This window comes from Duganella sp. 1224, assembly GCF_013408245.1.
In the GTDB taxonomy this organism is placed as follows: domain Bacteria; phylum Pseudomonadota; class Gammaproteobacteria; order Burkholderiales; family Burkholderiaceae_D; genus Rugamonas.
Genome location: NZ_JACBYS010000001.1, coordinates 1,281,043 through 1,298,645, shown reverse-complemented (window position 1 = coordinate 1,298,645; position 17,603 = coordinate 1,281,043). Strand labels below are relative to the sequence as shown.

Annotated in this window: 13 protein-coding genes; 7 read left to right on the top strand and 6 right to left on the bottom strand. The window is 65.4% G+C overall.

Features of this window, described 5'->3' with window-relative positions; all coding sequences use genetic code 11:
- Positions 1-5: 5 nt before the first annotated feature.
- Together FHW58_RS05890 and FHW58_RS05885 are read left to right on the top strand one after the other, a co-directional pair.
- A complete protein-coding gene (locus FHW58_RS05890; RefSeq protein ID WP_179672099.1) occupies positions 6-833 on the top strand; it encodes a hypothetical protein in 828 nt (275 codons plus the stop codon).
- A gap of 35 nt (positions 834-868) precedes the next feature.
- Entirely contained in the window at positions 869-1,459 is a 591-nt protein-coding gene (locus FHW58_RS05885) for a DUF4337 domain-containing protein (RefSeq protein WP_179672098.1), read from the top strand.
- Positions 1,460-1,549: 90 nt separating this feature from the next.
- On the opposite strand, the gene FHW58_RS05880 is transcribed toward FHW58_RS05885, so the two are convergent.
- The 3 genes from FHW58_RS05880 to FHW58_RS05870 form a co-directional block, all read right to left on the bottom strand.
- Positions 1,550-3,877 carry a GH92 family glycosyl hydrolase gene (locus tag FHW58_RS05880; protein WP_179672097.1) on the bottom strand — a complete coding sequence of 776 codons (2,328 nt, stop codon included), beginning with the start codon at positions 3,875-3,877 and terminating at the stop codon, positions 1,550-1,552.
- 95 nt (positions 3,878-3,972) lie between these two features.
- Entirely contained in the window at positions 3,973-4,842 is an 870-nt protein-coding gene (locus FHW58_RS05875; protein ID WP_373996634.1) for a MurR/RpiR family transcriptional regulator, read from the bottom strand.
- Positions 4,843-4,979: 137 nt separating this feature from the next.
- Complete coding sequence (locus tag FHW58_RS05870) at positions 4,980-6,200, bottom strand: cyanophycinase (protein ID WP_179672095.1); 1,221 nt, start codon at positions 6,198-6,200, stop codon at positions 4,980-4,982.
- Between the two features lie 149 nt (positions 6,201-6,349).
- Here FHW58_RS05870 and FHW58_RS05865 point away from each other — a divergent pair, with 149 nt between their 5' ends.
- A complete protein-coding gene (locus tag FHW58_RS05865) occupies positions 6,350-7,678 on the top strand; it encodes an amino acid permease (protein WP_179672094.1) in 1,329 nt (442 codons plus the stop codon).
- A 52-nt stretch (positions 7,679-7,730) separates the two neighbouring features.
- Here FHW58_RS05865 and FHW58_RS05860 read toward each other — a convergent pair whose 3' ends face one another.
- Positions 7,731-8,639, bottom strand: a complete 909-nt coding sequence (locus FHW58_RS05860) for a polysaccharide deacetylase family protein (protein WP_373996665.1) — start codon at positions 8,637-8,639, stop codon at positions 7,731-7,733.
- A gap of 101 nt (positions 8,640-8,740) precedes the next feature.
- Complete coding sequence (locus FHW58_RS05855) at positions 8,741-9,436, bottom strand: SDR family oxidoreductase (protein ID WP_179672092.1); 696 nt, start codon at positions 9,434-9,436, stop codon at positions 8,741-8,743.
- 174 nt (positions 9,437-9,610) lie between these two features.
- On the opposite strand from FHW58_RS05855, the gene FHW58_RS05850 reads away from it, so the two are divergent.
- From FHW58_RS05850 to FHW58_RS05835, 4 genes are all read left to right on the top strand, one after another.
- Positions 9,611-10,111, top strand: a complete 501-nt coding sequence (locus tag FHW58_RS05850; RefSeq protein ID WP_179672091.1) for a TspO/MBR family protein — start codon at positions 9,611-9,613, stop codon at positions 10,109-10,111.
- A 124-nt stretch (positions 10,112-10,235) separates the two neighbouring features.
- Positions 10,236-12,446 (top strand): TonB-dependent receptor, encoded by a 2,211-nt coding sequence (locus FHW58_RS05845; protein WP_373996633.1) that lies wholly within the window; start codon positions 10,236-10,238, stop codon positions 12,444-12,446.
- Positions 12,447-12,450: 4 nt separating this feature from the next.
- Positions 12,451-15,519 carry a hybrid sensor histidine kinase/response regulator gene (locus tag FHW58_RS05840; RefSeq protein ID WP_179672089.1) on the top strand — a complete coding sequence of 1,023 codons (3,069 nt, stop codon included), beginning with the start codon at positions 12,451-12,453 and terminating at the stop codon, positions 15,517-15,519.
- Entirely contained in the window at positions 15,516-16,430 is a 915-nt protein-coding gene (locus tag FHW58_RS05835; RefSeq protein ID WP_179672088.1) for a diguanylate cyclase domain-containing protein, read from the top strand. The genes FHW58_RS05840 and FHW58_RS05835 overlap by 4 nt, the downstream gene beginning before the upstream one ends.
- Here the strand turns inward: FHW58_RS05835 and FHW58_RS05830 are convergent, their stop codons facing one another.
- On the bottom strand, positions 16,431-17,594 hold the full coding sequence (locus FHW58_RS05830) for a glycerate kinase (RefSeq protein WP_179672087.1): 1,164 nt from the start codon (positions 17,592-17,594) through the stop codon (positions 16,431-16,433). It abuts the gene before it with no gap.
- Positions 17,595-17,603: the final 9 nt, after the last annotated feature.

Below are 17,603 nucleotides of genomic sequence, written 5' to 3'. Positions count from 1 at the left end.
GCTCAATGAAGTCGGCGCTCCTATTGGCCTGTATGGCCGTCCCTCTCGCCAGTGCGCAAGACTTTGCGGTGCAAAAGTACGGGGACATTCTGGTGTTTGACGGCGCCATCACGCCCGCCGCCTACGAGGCAATCAACGCCACCATCGACGACGGCGTCGACTTGATGCTGGTACGTTCCATTGGCGGCGACGCCGCATCCGGCCTGGCCATCGGTAAAAAACTCAGGGACAGGAACATCACGGTGGTGGTCAACGAATACTGCCTGTCCGCCTGCGCCAATTACATTTTCATCGGCCCGAGCAGGAAAAGCCTCAACCCTGGCGCGGTGCTTGGGTTCCACGGTGGCCTGACAGGATCACCAGCACCCACAATGGCCGCCGAGGATTATCCGCTGGTCAGCCAGGAAGATCTGATCACGTTGCGCAAGCAGATGGCAAGGTTGTATGACGAAGAAACCGCTTTTTATGCCCGCATTGGCTTCGACCCGGCACTGTTACGAAAGTCCTTCGACCTCACCCGCCTGGATGCGACCAACCAGTACATCGCGCTCACTGCGGGCGAGAGCACCACGTTCTACAGCTTCGCCCAGGCCGATGAGGCGAGGCGCAGGATTGCCGCTCTGGCGGCGGAGCACGCGTCTTACACTTATCGCGTTGAGAACAGCCGCACCTCCGCAACGCGCTTTTATTTTCCCAGTCTGGCGACGCTGCGAAATGCCGGCGTCACCGGCGTACAAAACTATCCTTACCCGGCCGATGTCCGGCAACTGCGGACGGTGGAACAAGACGTGGGCCGCGACTTGCCCGGTCTGAATCTTGCGAGCGATATTTAGGTTATGCTGGCGGTTTTTTACTCACCGTAAGCATCATGGAACCACTCGACATCGTCGATACCCAAAACGAGACCGCCCAGACCAACCGCAAACTCAACGCCACCGTCGCCATCACCGTGGCGCTGCTGGCCACCTTCATGGGCATCTGCAAAGTCAAGGATGACAACATCAACCAGAGCATGCAGCAGGCGCAGGCCAACCGCGTGGACCATTGGGCCTTCTATCAGGCGCGCAACGTGCGCGAGGAAGTGGCCAAGGCCACGGTGGTGCAACTGAAGCTGGCGGCAGCGGGTCGTCCCGCCGCCGAGCAGGCGGCTTATCAGGACGCCATCCAACAATACGAAAACCTGGCGCAGGACCAGGAACTCAAAAAGGCGCAGGCCAAGGCGGAAGCGCAAAACGACCAGAAGGCCTATGATGACGCCAACTTCAAGGACGATCAGTTCGACCTGTCGGACGCTCTGCTGGCCATTGCTCTGTCGCTGTTTGCCATTACGGCGCTGACGCAGATGTGGGCGCTGTACGCGGCGGCGCTGGTGCCCACCGCGTTCGGGGTGCTGATGGGACTCGCCGGCCTGCTCGGCTGGCCGATCCACCCCGGCGCCCTGATCGCGCTGCTGTCCTGACCCTCCCCGTCGTTCCGGCGAAAGCCGGAACCCATGCTGAGCGTGCCGTCAGGCGAAGAATGGATTCCGGCTTTCGCCGGAATGACGTGGTCAGTATGCGGTCTGGGTGTAAGGACGCGCCGTCACCGCCTTGCCCCACTCCGCGTTCGGCTGGCTGGCCATGGTGAATACCAGCTCGCCGCCGGCCGTGATCTGCTCATGGCGCAGGAAGCTTTGCGCCAGCGGTTTGCCGTTCAGCGTGACGCCGGCCACGTAGATGTTCTCCTTGCTCAGGCCCACGGCGCGGATGGTGAAGCGCTTACCGTTCGGCAGATTCAACACCGCCTTGTCCATGAACGGCCGGCCGATCACATACTCGTTGCTGCCCGGCGCCACCGGATAGAAGCCCAGCGCGGTAAAGGCCAGCCAGGCCGACATCTGTCCCAGATCGTCGTTGCCGGACAAGCCGGCCGGCGTGGTGTTGTACTGCGACGCCACCACCTGCGTCAGACGCGCCTGCGTCTTCCACGGCGCGCCAGCGTAGTTGTACAGATACGCCACGTGGTGCGACGGCTCGTTGCCGTGCGCGTAGTGGCCGATCAGGCCGGAGATGTCCTCCATGTGCGCATACACGTTCTCATCGACCTTGGCGTCGAACACCATGTCGATCTTGTCCTGCAGCGCCTTGTCGCCGCCCAGCATCTTGATCAGGCCCGCGTTATCGTGCGGCATATACCAAGAATACTGCCACGCGCTGCCCTCGGTGTAATCGCTGCCGAAATTGGACAGCACCGGATTGAATGGCTCGCGGAAGGTGCCATCCGATTTCTTCGCGCGCAGGAAGCCGGTCTTGACGTCAAAGGAATTGCGGTAGTTCTGGGCGCGCTGGTAGTAGCGGGCGGCGATGTCCTTCTTGCCCATCTTCTCCGCCATGCGGGCGATGGTCCAGTCGTCAAACGCGTACTCCACGGTCTTGGACGCCGCCTCCGGCTCCAGGTCGATCGGTACATAGCCGAGCTTCATGTAGTACTGCAGGCCGCCGTACGGACCATATTCCGCGCTGCTGGTCATGGCCTTCAACGCCTCGTCCGCGTCGAAGCCCTTCAGACCCTTCATGTAGGCGTCCGCGATCACCGGCACCGCGTGGTAGCCGATCATGCACCACGTCTCCAGTCCATTGAACTGCCACACCGGCAGGATGCCGTACGGGCTGGCTTTCTGCGACTCGATCAGCGAACGGACGAAGTCCACATTGCGCTGCTCCGGCTGGATCAGCGTCAGCAGAGGATGTAGCGCGCGGTAGGTGTCCCACAGCGAGAAGGTCGAGTGGTAGCGGAAGCCCTTGGCCTGATGCACCTCGTTGTCCGGACCGCGATAACGGCCGTCGCGATCCATGTACAGGCTGGGCGCCAGCATGCTGTGGTACAGCGCCGTGTAGACCATCTTGCGCATGTCCGGCGCGGCCTCGATGGCGACGGCGCCCAGCGCCTCGTTCCACGCGGCCGACGCCTTGGCGCGTTCGGCGTCGAAGTCCCACCCCGGCATCTCGGCCAGGTTGGCGATGGCGCCCTCCTCGCTGACGCCGGAGATGGCGACCTTGATTTCCAGCTGGCCGTCGGCCGGCACGCCGAACATCAGCGACGCCGCCAGCGATTTCCCTTCCACCATGGCCTTGTCGCCCGGGCCGCTGCCCGGACCGGCAAAGCCCTTGTATTCGATATCGCGCTCGAAGTTGCGCAACTCGCGCGCGGTCAGCGGATGCGAGAACTGGATGGCGAAGTACAACTGGCGCCCGGCCGCCCAGCCGCGCGTTTCGCGCATGCCGGTGATCAGCGTGTTGTCGCGCACGCGCAGGCGTGACCACAGATTCTTGGCGGCGTAATCGTAGATGCTGCTGCGCAGATCGAGCATCACCTTGGCCTCGGCGCCTTTGGCGTAGCGGTAGCGGTGCAGGCCCACGCGCTCGCTGGCGGTCAGCTCGACATCGACTTCGTTGTCGGACAGGCGCACCGCGTAGTAGCCCGGCTCCGCGCGCTCGTCCTTGTGGCTGAAACGCGAGCGATAGCCGCTGAACGGCCGCTCGGGGTAGCCCGGCTCCCATTTGGTTTCGCCCGTGTAGGGCATCAGCAGCACGTCGCCCAGGTCGGAGTGGCCGCTGCCCGAGAAATGGGTGTGCGAGAAACCGAGGATGCTGTCGTCGTCGTAGCGGTAGCCGGACGCCCAGGGATAACTCTGGCGGAACGGCCGCACCTGCGTGTCGGGACTCAGCTGCACCATGCCAAAGGGGCGCGTGGCGCCGGGGAAGGTATGGCCGTCGCCGCCGGTGCCGATGAAGACATCGACCGCCTGCGCCGGCGTGGTCTGGGCAAACGAAGCCGCCGGAATGGCCAGTGCCAGCGCCAGTGCGCTGGCCGGGAAGAAGGATTTAATCGCGTTCATTGAGCATCCGCTATCAAGACGATCCGACTTTATAGCGCGTGCCCGGGCCCCGGTCAATCGCGAGAGCGCGGAAGGGCCGATGTTTAGTATTTCAGCTAAACAGCGGGGCCGATCAGGTAGTCCGCCATCACCTCGCTGAGGCGCGCGGCCTTCCTGACGTTGGCCTTGTTGGACACCATCAGCGAGGCCACCAGCGCCTCGATCACCGCCACCGCCGCCACATAGCTGCCCGGCAGCACGCCGTGGGCGCTGCTGGCGTACAGCGCGTGGTCGGCCAGTGCCACCAGCGGCGCGGTCGGCGCGTCGGTGATCGCCACCACGCAGGCCTTGTGGTTGCGGGCGAACTGCGCCAGCCGCATAGTGTCCCCCGCGTAGCGCGGGAACGACAGCGCCACCAGCACGTCGCCGCGCTCGATGTGCACCAGGCGGCCGGCGGCCGTCTCGTTGCCGCCGGCGCCGGCCATGTCCACCACGTGCTTGCAGTACGGTTGCAGGTGCAGCGCCAGCAGCGAGGCAAAACTGGACGACATGCCCAGTCCCAGCACGTAGACAGTGCGGGCGCCGCCGATCTTGCGCGCCACCTCGTCCAGCGACTGTTGCGACAATGCGCTGTGGGTGGCGGACAGGTTGGCGCGCGCGTACTCGATACTGGCCTCGCCGGGCGACACGGCTCCCTTGCGGCGGACGATGGAACTGCGCAGCTTCTCCACCGGCTGCATGGCCGAATGCAGGGTTTCGGCCAACGCACTGCGCATGGCGCCATAGCTAGCGAAGCCGATGTCGCGCGCGAAGCGGCTGATGGTGGCGGTGGAGACCTGGCAGCCTTCGGCCATCTCCTCGATCTTGAGCGCGGTGCCGCGCATCGGATTGCGCATCAGGTAGTCCGCTATGCTGCGGTGGGAGGCGGAGCCCTCGGCCCGCACCGCCGTCAGCACCTGCCCCAAGGCCGATTGTACGAAAGCCACGTCCGCCCGAACCGATTTACCTGATGTCATGCCCCACTCGACCTTGAAAAAAAAGCGCAAGCATACTTAAATTTCAGGCAACTGGGAACTAGGTATTAATGCGTAAATCGCTTTCTGACGAAAATGTAATGCGGCGGTCAGTGATACCAGGGCTGGGTGATCTTCAGCGGCCGCACATCCATGCGCAGGTCGAGGATGGTGTAGGCGTCAGAGGTGGCCGACTCGTAGCCGACGCTCTGCGCATCCTTGCTCAGCTTGAACTCGAAGCCGAGGTCGGGACGCGGGTCGCCCGGCGCCGCCGTGGCAATGCCGATCGCCTCCTTGCGCGAATTGTTGATCAGCTTTTCCATCATCACCAGCACGGTGTTGTGGCCCAGGATATCGGCCGAATAGACCTGTTCATCCAGGTACGGGTTGGCTGGATCGAGCTTGCCGTCCTTCTTGTCGCTGGACGGCGTATAGTGGCGCGTCAGCAGGTTGTAGCGGTCGCCGCGATCCAGGTAGCTGATGCGGGCGTTGGTCAGGTTGAAGTCTTTTTCGCCGCCGTTGGTGGAGGCTTGCGTCAGGTCCAGCAGCAGCGCGCCCTGGTAGCCGATGACTTCCACATTGCGCTCGCCATCGATGATGACGGCGGTGTTTTCATCGATGCCCAGGCCCTGCTTATAGCCCTTCTTCAGCATGGCCGGCAGCATGCGCGCGAAGCGGCCGCGCGCCAGCAGGTGCTGGTCGACGAATAAGTCCTTGCCGACGAAGCCCAGGCCCGGCGCCAGTTCCTGGCCGTCGTTGACGCCCACGCTCAGGGTACCCAGCACGGTCCTGGCCTCGTAATACATGGTGGCGCTCATGATGGCGGCGCCGGCGCTGCTGCCGGCGACCACCCCACCCTTTTGGTAGACGTCCCAGATGGCCTGCAGCACCGCGGTACGGCTGCCGTCCGGACGCACCAGCGCCTTGGTGATCAGGCCCTGGTCGCCGCCGGCGAAGTAGACGCCGCCGGCCTCGCGGATCGAACGCGCCAGCGTTTCATCTTCGGCATCGCGCTGGTAGTCGCGGTCCTTGAAGCGCACCGCCACCGGCACGGCGAAGGCCGAGGCGCCATATTTGTTCAGGGTGTTGACCAGGTTGGTGCCAGAGCGCAGCGGGTTGCCGGCCGCGCTGGGCATCACCGCGATACGCGCGCCCTTGCCGCCGGCCAGTTCCACCAGCCTTGACCAGACCTCGCCGTTATCGGCCCTGACCGCGCCGCCGGCGATCAGCAAGTGGCCCTTGGGCGGCGCCTCGGCGGCGTTCGACATCTGCATGTACAGCGCAATCAGCGACACGCACAAGACGCGCACCGCCTTGACAAAACTCGTCATACCATATTCCTTGTCTGGATGTTGCGCGTAATTATACCTGCGCCATACGCGGAATAAGGGCACCGTATGACCGGCCCGCTGGCGCCGATCTGGAGCCGGCCGCAAAGTTGTGCGAGAATTAATTTTTCCAATCTCGCACAGGACACCCGATGAGTGAACTTAAGCGCGGCCTGAAAAGCCGTCACATTCAGTTGATCGCGCTGGGCGGTGCCATAGGCACCGGCCTGTTTCTCGGCATCGCGCAGACGATCCAGATGGCCGGTCCGTCGGTGCTGCTTGGCTACGGCGTGGCCGGGCTGATCGCCTTCTTCATCATGCGCCAGTTGGGCGAGATGGTGGTGGACGAGCCGGTGGCCGGCTCCTTCAGCTACTTCGCCGACAAGTACTGCGGCCACTGGGCCGGCTTCATGGCGGGCTGGAACTACTGGGTGCTGTATGTGCTGGTCAGCATGGCCGAGCTGTCGGCGGTCGGCATCTACATTCAATACTGGTGGCCGGCGGTGCCAACGTGGATGTCGGCGCTGGCCTTCTTTGTCATCATCAACGCCATCAGCCTGTTCAACGTCAAGGCGTTCGGCGAGATGGAATTCTGGTTCGCCATCATCAAGGTGCTGGCGATTGTCGGCATGATCGCCTTTGGCGCGTGGCTGCTGATCTCCGGCGACGCCGGGCCACAAGCCACGGTGGCCAATCTGTGGCAGCACGGCGGCTTCTTCCCGCACGGCGTCGGCGGGCTGGTGATGGCCATGGCGGTCATCATGTTCTCTTTCGGCGGGCTGGAACTGATCGGCATCACCGCGGCCGAGGCGGATAATCCATCGCACACCATTCCCAAGGCGACCAATCAGGCCATTTATCGCATCCTGATCTTCTACATCGGCGCGCTGGGCATCCTGTTGTCGCTGTACCCGTGGCAGAAAGTCGTCACCAGCGGCAGCCCGTTCGTGCTGATCTTCCATGCGCTGAACAGCAATGTGGTGGCACACGTGTTGAACGTGGTGGTGCTGACGGCCGCGCTGTCGGTATATAACAGCGGCGTCTATTCCAACACCCGCATGCTGTATGGCCTGGCGAAGCAAGGCAATGCGCCGCGCGCGCTGTTAACGGTCAACGCGCGCGGCGTGCCGCTGACGGCATTGGGCGTGTCGGCGCTGGCCACCGGGGTGTGCGTGGTGGTCAACTACTTCATGCCAGCCAAGGCGTTCGGCTTTTTGATGGGGCTTGTGGTGTCGGCGCTGATCATCAACTGGGGCTTGATCAGCTGGATCCACTTGCGCTTTCGCGCGCAGAAAAAGGCCGCCGGCCAGCAGACGCAATTCCGCAGCCTGGGCTACCCGCTCACCAACTACCTGTGCCTGGCCTTCCTCGCGGCGATTCTCGCGGTGATGTATCTGACGCCGGATCTGCGCTTGTCGGTCTACCTGATTCCAGCGTGGCTGGCGGCGCTGGCCATCGGCTACCGGCTGCGCCGGCGCTAGTTAGCATGTGTTTGCCGGACGGCGACGCCCTGACCCGGCGGCCTCGCCGTGATCAGATGGTTTCGCTCTCACGCAGCGTCAGTGGGCTGGCCAGCGCGTAACGTGCGATATCGTCTTTGCGCATGAACGCCACACCCGCCTTGCCGCGCGCATAGGTGAGGAATTCATCCCACGCGCGCACCATCTGTGGCGTGCCGCTGATGCGGTCGTGCGCGCTGATCGACATCATGCGGCGGCGTGTGCCGGCCTCCTCGTACAACTGGTCAAACTCGCCCTTGATCTGATCCAGGAACTGCTGCGGAGAATAATTACGGCCTTCGATCAGCAGAATATCGTTGTTGCGCAGCGTGTATGGCACCACCACGAAGTCCTTGCCATCCACCTGTTCGATAAACGGCTCGTCGCGGCTGACATCATCGATGTGATAAACGAACCCCAGCTCCTGCAGCAGCGACAGCGTGTTCGGACCACGGCGCAGCCAGTTGCAGTTGTAGCCGACCGTGCGCTCGCCGGTGGCCTGCTGCACCATGTCGCGGCCGGCGATGAGGAAAGCCCGTTCGTCGTTGCGGTTCATCGCGTACTGCGAGCTCCAGCGCGGGCCATGGCCGGACGCTTCATGGCCGCGCCGCACAATCTCGCGCGCCAGCTCGGGATGGCGTCGCGCCGCCTCGCCGATCATGTGCGACGTCACCTTGACGCCATGCTTGTCCCACAGGTCCAGCATGCGCGGCACGCCTTCACGGTAGCCGTAGGCGAACCAGGTATTGGCCACCGCGTCGGACTTCACACTGGCCGGGAAGTCGACTTTCGGGAACGGCGAATCGGCGCCCTTCGGCGGCTGACCGCCGGCTTCAAACTGCATCGAAATCGAAATCACCAGCCGCGCGCCGTTGGGCCAGAACTGGCCGTCCGCCTGAGTGCCTTTCGCCGCACCTTTCGCCGCGCCACCGACCGCCGTAATGGCGTCCACCGCTCCGGCATCGCCCACCACGCCAGCCGCCACCGCCGCCGCGCTACCCGCCGCCTGCGCCAGGAACCGGCGGCGCGCGCCCGCCACGGGGCTCACAGCAAACCTCCGCCGTCCACATCCACCACCGCGCCGGTCATGAAGCCATTCTGCATGATCATCAGATACGCCTGGGCCAGATCGCTGCCCTGCCCCACACGGCCCACCGGCAGACCGGCGCCCGCGCGCTGCGCCATGGCGCCACGTTCCGCGTCGCTCATCTCGCCCCACATGCCGGTTTCCACCATGCCCGGGCTGACCACATTCACCCGTAACGGCGCCAGTTCCTTGGCCAGCGTCTTTCCCATCGCTTCCACCGCCGCATTCATGGCCGACTTTACCAGCCCGCCCGGCACCGCCTTGCGCGCCAGCAGGCCGGAGGTCAGCGTCACCGAGCCGCCGGCATTCAGATACCGCGCCGCGTGCTTCACCGCGCGCAACTGGCCGAACACTTTCACGTCGAATGCCGCCATCGCCTGCTCCGGCGCCAGGTCCGCCAGGCGCGCGGACGGGATCACCGGCCCCGCCGTCAGCACCAGATGATCGAACTCCCCCACGCCGGCAAAGAAGCGTTGTACCGCCGCGTCGTCCGTCACATCCAGCTGCGCCGACTCAATATGCGACGGCCACTCGGCCGGCGTGGCGCGCCGCCCGGCCGCAATGACGCGCGCGCCAGCCGCAGCCGCCTGCTCCGCCACGGCCCGCCCGATCCCGGACAGGCCCCCAATCACCACCACCAGCTGATTCTTCATGATGCACTCCAGTGAAATAACAGTGTGGCCATTGTGCGCCGCGAACAGCGCGCCGATAATTGGCCCGGCCCTTGAATGACCTTCAACGCCAGATTGAAGATCGGTTGAATGCCGCACAGACCGCGCCGCGCCCTGCCGCCACCATTTGCCCACCTTAGACCGGAGGGAAATCTCATGTCCACCCACGCTTCCGCCCCGCACCGGCCCTGGCAACTCCCCGCCCTCGCCGGCTGGCTGGTGCTGACTTTTCTGTTTGCCGCCATAGGCGCCTACGCCTCCGCGCAGGCGGCAGACTTCTACCTGCAACTCGACCGTCCCGCCTGGGCGCCGCCGGCGTGGCTGTTCGGCCCCGCGTGGACCGTGCTGTATCTGCTGATGGGCATCGCTGCCTGGCGCGTTCAGCGCGCGCCGGGCAGCACCCGCGCCGAGCTGACGCTGTACACCGTGCAGCTGGCGGCCAACGCACTGTGGACCTGGCTGTTCTTCGCCTGGCACCTTGGCGCGTGGGCGTTTGCCGAGATCCTGCTGTTGTGGGTGCTGATTGCCGCCACCATCGCGGCCTTCTGGCGGCGCGACCGCTGGGCCGGAGTGTTGTTAGTTCCCTACATCGCCTGGGTGAGTTTTGCGACCTGTCTCTGCTACAGCATCTGGCAAAGGAATCCCGGCGTGCTCTAAATGTGATGTTTTTGTCCAGATAGTTGAAAGTCCAACTACGAAATTGCAAGCCAACCTGCTACACTCGTAAGCTTTGCATTTGAGACGCAGCTGTCGTTTTAAAAAAACAATGATAAAAGCAACGGTGCCGCCCACTCCAAAACACCTGATTTTCTCCCTGCCGCTGATGTTGATGCTGGCGGGGACGGCGCGCGCGCAGCTCCAGGAAGTGACGGTAACGGCCCAGCGTGCGCCCTCGCTGGAGTCCAGAACGCCGGTGGCCATGACCACGCTGAGCGCCGCGCAAATGATCGAGGACGGCATCGACAACCCGGCCGCCCTCGGCGCGCGCCTGCCGAATGTGGAACTGGACAATGCCGCCGACGGCCTGCGCATCACCATCCGCGGCGTCTCCAACGCGGACACGACGGAGAAAGGCGATCCTTCCGCCGCCTTTCTGCTGGACGGCGTCTACATCGCGCGGCCACAAATCCAGAACCTCAGCTTCTACGACCTGGAACGTGTGGAAGTGCTGCGCGGCCCGCAAGGCACGCTGTATGGCCGCAACACCACGGCGGGCGTCATCAACGTGATTTCCAAAGCGCCGACGAACGTGCTGGAAGGATGGCTCGCCAGCGAGATCGGCAACTACAACAGCCGCAAGGCCAGTGCCATGATCAACCTGCCGGTCAACGACCGTCTGTCGCTGCGCGCGGCCGTGGCATGGAACCAGCATGACAGCTACCTGACCAACGGCCAGCGGACGGCACACGCGCTGGGCAAAGACCGCGACGACTTGTCGGCGCGCCTGTCGGCCCGGCTGAAGATCAACCACGGTGCCACGCTGCTGCTGCGCTACGACCGCAGCAAGGTGGATGACAACAACGATAGCTTTGTCCCCGATACCAATTTCTACACCGGCATCGCCAGCGGTCATCCGGTGTGGTACGGCGCCAGTACCGGCACGCAGCTGACCAATGGCTTCGTGCCGCCCAACGCCGTGCCAGAACAAGGCTACAGCCACAAGACCACCGACGGCATTAGCGCCGACCTGGCCTGGGATATCGGCCCGGCCACGCTGTACTATCTGGGCGCGCACCGCCACTACGATCACGACGCGCTGGCCAATTTCTACTACCGCGTGGCGCCCACGCTGGCCCTGGGCGTACGCCAGAACTTCAGCGGCTCGTATGCGCAAAACTCGCATGAGCTGCGGCTTGCCACCAATGGCGAACGTCAGCTCTCCGCGCAGGCGGGGGTTTACTACTTCCGTGAGCAGTCGTCGCAGACCTACACCTTCCGCGATCTGACGCCGCTTGGCCTGCCGCCATACTATGTTTTCCCGCATGGCCCCACCATCGCCACCAGCAAGGCGGTGTTTGGCCAGGCCACTTACCGCATCACTGACAAGCTGCGCGCCACCGCCGGCGCGCGCTACACGGACGACAGCAAGTCGCGCGCCGGCTCCACCAATTTCCAGCAAGGCCCGGTGTTCAATCCGGCCACCGACTTCGCGCTGCTGAACGCCGCCACGCTCAACACGCACCAGACCACGTGGCGGCTCGGCGCGGATTACGACCTGGCCCCATCCACGCTGCTGTACGGCGCCATCGCCACCGGCTACAAGGCCGGCGGCTTCAACGACGGCTGCCTGGCCGGCTCGTCGCAACTGGGCCTGCGCTGTCCGGCGGCCATCGCGGTGCCGGCAGAGACGCTGCTGTACAAGCCGGAAACCGTGCGGTCCTACGAAGCCGGAGTTAAAACGCGTTTCTGGGATAAGCACGCCAGCCTCAATCTGTCCGCCTTCCACTACGATTACAACAACCTGCAACTGTCCGGCGTCGCCATCGTCGCCGGCGCGCCGCGCTTCGTCACCGCCAACGCAGGCCAGGCCAGCGTCAAGGGGCTCGAAGCCGAAGGCCAGGTCGCCGTCACGCCGCGCGATCGCGTCAGCTACGCGCTGGCGCTGCTGGACGCGCACTATGTCCGCTATCGTCCCGACGGCCTGCATGACTGGGCTGGCAAGCACCTGGACCGCTCGCCGCCGCATACGTTCACACTGGGCTACGAACATCGCTTCGGGCTGCCCGCCGGCGAACTGACGGCCGGCCTGCGCACGCGGCGCAGCGCCTCATCGATCATCGCCGTGCCATCGCAACTGCTGCAGTACCGCATTCCGGCCTACACCGAAAGCGACGCCACGCTGCACTATCGGCCGAACGGCGCCGCATGGAGCGTGCTGGCGCGCGCGAAGAACATCGAAAACAAGGTCCGCCCCATCGCCATCGACAGCTTCGGCATGACGGTGCCGGGCGATCCGCGTACCGTGGACGTGCGCGTGGACTACCGCTTCTGACGCCATGCTGAACGTTCTGGCCCGCTACCTGCTTCTGATTGCCGCGCTGACGCTATCGGCCTTCGCCGGTGCCAGTCCCTTGCTACTCAACGCCCAGCACAGCCACGTCGCCGCGTGGCCGGCCGTCACCCTGTTGACGGATGCCGACGGCAGCCTGACCGCGGACCAGGCGCTGGCCGCCGCCGACCGTTATACGAAACCCGACGGCGCCTACGCCACCCTGGGCGTGCGCAAGGAAGTGGTCTGGCTGCGCATCCCGGTCACGCTCAGCACCAGCGCGGAAAAGGAATGGATACTCGCCATCGACTACGCGGTGCTGAACCGCGTGGACGTCTACGTCGCCGACAAGGGCGGCATCCAGTCGCATCAGATCATCGGCAACCTGCAGCCGGAGCCCCAGGGCGTGCCACGGTCACGCGTGCCGGCAGCGCTGCTGCACCTGGCGCCCGGCGCCGAGCAAGTGGTACTGCTGCGCGTGCAAAACGTCGGCGCCATGATCCTGCCTGTTACGCTGTCGCGTCCCGGCGTGTTCCATGGCCACGCGCTGAATGAGCAGATGCTGCAAGGCGTGCTGACCGGCCTCAGTCTGTGCCTGCTGCTGTATGGCCTGGCGCAGTGGGTCACGCTGCGGGAACCGCTGTATGGCAAATTTGCGCTGCTGGTGGCCGGCACCACCCTGTTCTCCATCGAATTCTTCGGGATGGGGAACCAATATCTGTGGACGGACAACGCCTGGATGAGCATCCACGCCGGCGGCGTGTTCGCGCTGATGGCGTCGTGCGGCGCCTACCTGTTCGTCGAACAGGCGCTGGCGCGTGCCGGCAAGGATCGCATCTTCAGCCGCCTGATGAAAACCGGCGCCGTGCTGTGCGTCCTCGGCGCGCTGGCCTACATCACCGACATGATCGGAGTCGACACGCTGGTCGCCATCGTCAGCACGCTCGGCATCCTGCCCATGCTGCTTGGCCTGCCCGGCGCCTACCACCGCGCCCGCCATGGCGACGCGGTCGGTATTTACTTCCTGCTCGGGTGGGCGGTGAGCTTCGTGTCGTCCGCGATACTGAGCCAGGTCATCGGCGGCAAGGTCGACGCCAATTTCTGGACCATGCATGCGCTGCAGTTCGGGAATATGTTCGACATGCTGATCTTCACCCGCATCCTTGGCCTGCGCACCAAAGCCATGCAGACGGCCATGCTGCGCGCGGAAGAAGCCACCCGCACCAAGTCCGAATTCCTCGCGCACATGAGCCACGAGATCCGCACGCCGATGAACGCCATCATCGGCATGAGCCGCTTGGCGCTGATGACGGAGCCCAATCCCAAGCTGCAAAACTATCTGGGCAAGATCCTGGCCGCAGGCGAACACCTGCTGGCGGTGATCAACGATATCCTCGACTTCTCCAAGATCGAAGCCGGCAAGCTGGGACTGGAGTCGGCGCCGTTCGAGCTGCGCGAGCTGCTGGACCATCTGGCCTCGCTCACGGTCATCAAATCCGATGCCGCCCGCGTGGAGCTGAAGATGCGCGTGGACGACAGCGTGCCGCCACGGCTGGTCGGCGACCCATTGCGACTGAGCCAGGTGCTGATCAACCTGACCAGCAACGCCGTCAAATTCACCGAGCGCGGCGAAATCAACGTCGCCGTCGAGATGATGGACAAAACAGCGGACACGGTGGCGCTGCGCTTCTCGGTGTCCGATACCGGCATCGGCATGCGGCCGTCGCAGGTGGCGGGCCTGTTCGAGTCCTTCCACCAGGCCGGCGCCACCACCACCCGCAAATATGGCGGCACCGGCCTGGGCCTGAGCATCTCGCGCCAGCTGGTGGAGTTGATGGGTGGCGACATCGAGGTCACCAGCACGCCGGGCATGGGCAGCCGCTTCAGCTTCATCATCCGCCTGGGCATCGCCGATGCCGGCAGCGCGCCGGTCGGCTGGCCACTGCACCATCGTCAGCAGCAGGCGCCGCGCGAAATGCGGCGCTCGGACAACGCCGGCATCGCCATGCGCGACCTGTCGGCGCTGGACGGCGCCCGCATCCTGCTGGTGGAGGACAACGCCAACAACCGCGAGGTGGCGCTGGACTTCCTGTCCGCCGCCCGCATGCAGATCGACGTGGCAGAACATGGCGGCGAAGCGGTGCGCATGGTCGAGCAAGGCAACTACGACCTGGTGCTGATGGATGTGCAAATGCGCGAAATGGACGGCCTGACCGCCACGCGGCAGATCCGCGCCATGCCGCGCCACCGCGATCTCCCGATTGTCGCCATGACCGCCTACGCCATGGCCGGGGACCGCGACAACAGCATCGCCGCCGGCATGAACGACCATATCACCAAGCCGATCGCGCCGGAGCAGTTGTTCCGCACGCTGATCCGCTGGATACCGCAGGCGCGCCTGGCCGAGCGCCGCGCTGTGGCCAGCGTCGCCATTCAGTCCGCGCCGCCGCCGGCAGGCCAGGCCGACGCCGGCGCGCCGCTGCCGTCGATTCCCGGCGTCGACTGGCAATTGGCATTGGAGAGTGTGGATCGGCAGCGCCCGCGCCTGGACAAACGCATACGCGGCTTCCTCGTTGAATACGGCCGCGCGGCCGCCGAGGTGCGCAAGGCCATCGCCAGCGGCAGCCATGATGCGCTGTACAACGTCACGCACAATCTCAAATCCACCGCCGCCTACATCGGCGCCTTCCATCTTGCCGCGCAAGCGCAAGCGCTGGAACAGGCACTGCGCAACGGCGACGGCGCCGCGCTCGCGGCACTGGCGGCCGAACTGGCCGACGGCCTGGACGTGGTGGTTGCCGGCCTGGCGCAACTGGGCGAATCGCCTGCGCCGCCGCGCTACCGCGATGGCGATGCCACGCTGCTGATCACCCGGCTGGAAGCCCATCTGCGCGCCGACGACGCGCGCGCCGAGGACGTGCTGGCGGAACTGCGCGCGCTGCCGCTGATCCAGCGCCACCCTGCGCAACTGGCCGCCATCCAGCGCGCCGTGGACGACATCGAATATCAGTCCGCGCTGGCGCCGCTGGCGGCGCTGGCGCGGACGCTGCACAACGAACTGGAAGAAAGCCCATGAACTTTACGGGAACCCAAAAGGTACTGGTGGCGGACGACGACATCGTGAATCGCCAGGTCTTGGCCGAGCTGCTCAAGCCGGAGCACACCGTGCTGCTGGCGAAGAACGGCGAACAGACGCTGGAACGCGCCGCGCGCCACCTGCCGGACCTGATCCTACTCGACGTGGTGATGCCGGATATGGACGGCTACGAGGTGCTACGCCGCCTGCGCGCCGACGCGCATACCGCGCACATCACCGTGATCTTCATTTCCGGGCTGGCGCGCCCCGAGGACGAAGCCAATGGCCTGAAGATGGGCGCGGCCGACTACATCTCCAAGCCGTTCAACGAAACGGTGGTGATGGCGCGCGTGGCGATGCACTTGCAGATGGTACGCCAGCGCCGCATGCTGGAGCATCTGGCGCACGTCGACGGCCTGACCGAACTGGCCAACCGCCGCCGTTTCGACGAGGTGTATGAGGCGGAATGGCAGCGCAGCCGCCGCAGCGGCCGGCCGCTGTCGCTGGCGCTGCTGGACATCGACGCCTTCAAGCAGTACAACGATCACTACGGCCACCCGGCCGGCGACCGCGCGCTGCGCGCCGTGGCCCGCACCGCCGCTTCGGGTCTGCGCCGTCCGGCCGACCTGGCCGCGCGCTACGGCGGCGAGGAGATGGTGCTGCTGCTGCCGGATACCGAAGCAGCCCAGGCGCAGCAAGTGGTCAGCTGCATCTGCGGCGCCATCGCCGAGTTGCGGATTCCGCACGAGGCCTCGTCGGTGGCCCCGGTGCTGACGGTGAGCGCCGGCGGCGCCACGCTCAACGCGGCGACGGCCGAAACCGGCAGCGAACTGTTTGCCGTCGCCGACCACCTGCTGTATCAGGCCAAGAAGGCTGGCCGCAACCGCGTCGAGTGGCGCCTCGGCGCCTGATCAAGGCGCGCCGCGTGCCGCCGGACCGATGTCGGCGCCAATGCGCAGCGTGGCGGCGATATTGCGGGCGGCGTTGCGCACATTGGCGGCGGCCGACGCCATCGCCTCCTCCACCGTGACGGGCCGGCTGACCGAACCGAAGGCCGCCACGATGCCGTGATCATGCACGGCCGCTGCGCCAGTCCCCAGCCCGCCGGCGATGGCAATCACCGGCTTGCCATGCCGTTGCGCCACGCGCGCCACGCCCACCGGCGTTTTGCCATGGATGGTCTGGCCGTCGATGCGGCCCTCGCCGGTGATGACCAGGTCCGCATCGGCCACCGCCGCGTCCAGGCCCACGGCCGCCGTGACGATCTCGCTGCCGGGCCGCAGCCGGCCGCCGAGGAACACCAGCATGGCCGCGCCGATGCCGCCGCCGGCGCCGGCGCCCGGCACCTCGGCCACCTGCTTGCCGGTGTCGCGCGCGATGATGCTGGCGTAGTGGCGCAAATTGTCGTCCAGCCGCGCCACCATCTCCGGCGTCGCGCCCTTCTGCGGACCGAAGATGGCGGAAGCGCCCTCCGGTCCCACCAGCGGGTTGCTGACGTCGCAGGCCACATCAAACACGCAGGCCGTGATGCGCGCATCGAGACCGGACAGGTCGATGCGGTCCAGCATATTCAGCGCGCCGCCGCCCGGCCCGAGATCGGTGCCGGTGGCGTCCAGCAGCCTGCCGCCCAGCGCCTGCAACATGCCGGCGCCGCCGTCATTGGTGGCGCTGCCGCCGATGCCGAGCACGAAACGCCGCGCGCCGGCGTCGAGCGCATTCAGGATCAACTGGCCGGTGCCAAAACTGGTGGTGCGCAGCGGATTGCGCTGCGACGGCAGCACTAGTTCCAGCCCGCTGGCGGCGGCCATTTCAATTACCGCCGTCTGGCCATCACCCATCAAACCGTAAAACGCGGACACCGGATCACCCAGCGGACCGGTGACGCGCAAGGCCACGCGCTTGCCGCCGCTGGCATCGATCATGGCCTGCACCGTGCCTTCGCCGCCGTCCGCCACCGGCAGCTTGCAATACTCGGCGTTGGGGAAGATTTCGCGGAAGCCGGCCTCGATCTCGTTGGCCACCGCCATCGCCGTCAGGCTCTCCTTGAACGAATCGGGCGCTATCACTATTTTCATACGCGGCTC

What these genes read in the sequence shown, in the direction of transcription:
- FHW58_RS05890 (WP_179672099.1), top strand. Translation starts at nt 6, where the DNA reads ATGAAGTCGGCGCTCCTATTGGCCTGTATGGCCGTCCCTCTCGCCAGT.
- FHW58_RS05885 (WP_179672098.1), top strand. Translation starts at nt 869, where the DNA reads ATGGAACCACTCGACATCGTCGATACCCAAAACGAGACCGCCCAGACC.
- FHW58_RS05880 (WP_179672097.1), bottom strand. Translation starts at nt 3,877, where the DNA reads ATGAACGCGATTAAATCCTTCTTCCCGGCCAGCGCACTGGCGCTGGCA.
- FHW58_RS05870 (WP_179672095.1), bottom strand. Translation starts at nt 6,200, where the DNA reads ATGACGAGTTTTGTCAAGGCGGTGCGCGTCTTGTGCGTGTCGCTGATT.
- FHW58_RS05865 (WP_179672094.1), top strand. Translation starts at nt 6,350, where the DNA reads ATGAGTGAACTTAAGCGCGGCCTGAAAAGCCGTCACATTCAGTTGATC.
- FHW58_RS05855 (WP_179672092.1), bottom strand. Translation starts at nt 9,436, where the DNA reads ATGAAGAATCAGCTGGTGGTGGTGATTGGGGGCCTGTCCGGGATCGGG.
- FHW58_RS05850 (WP_179672091.1), top strand. Translation starts at nt 9,611, where the DNA reads ATGTCCACCCACGCTTCCGCCCCGCACCGGCCCTGGCAACTCCCCGCC.
- FHW58_RS05840 (WP_179672089.1), top strand. Translation starts at nt 12,451, where the DNA reads ATGCTGAACGTTCTGGCCCGCTACCTGCTTCTGATTGCCGCGCTGACG.
- FHW58_RS05835 (WP_179672088.1), top strand. Translation starts at nt 15,516, where the DNA reads ATGAACTTTACGGGAACCCAAAAGGTACTGGTGGCGGACGACGACATC.
- FHW58_RS05830 (WP_179672087.1), bottom strand. Translation starts at nt 17,594, where the DNA reads ATGAAAATAGTGATAGCGCCCGATTCGTTCAAGGAGAGCCTGACGGCG.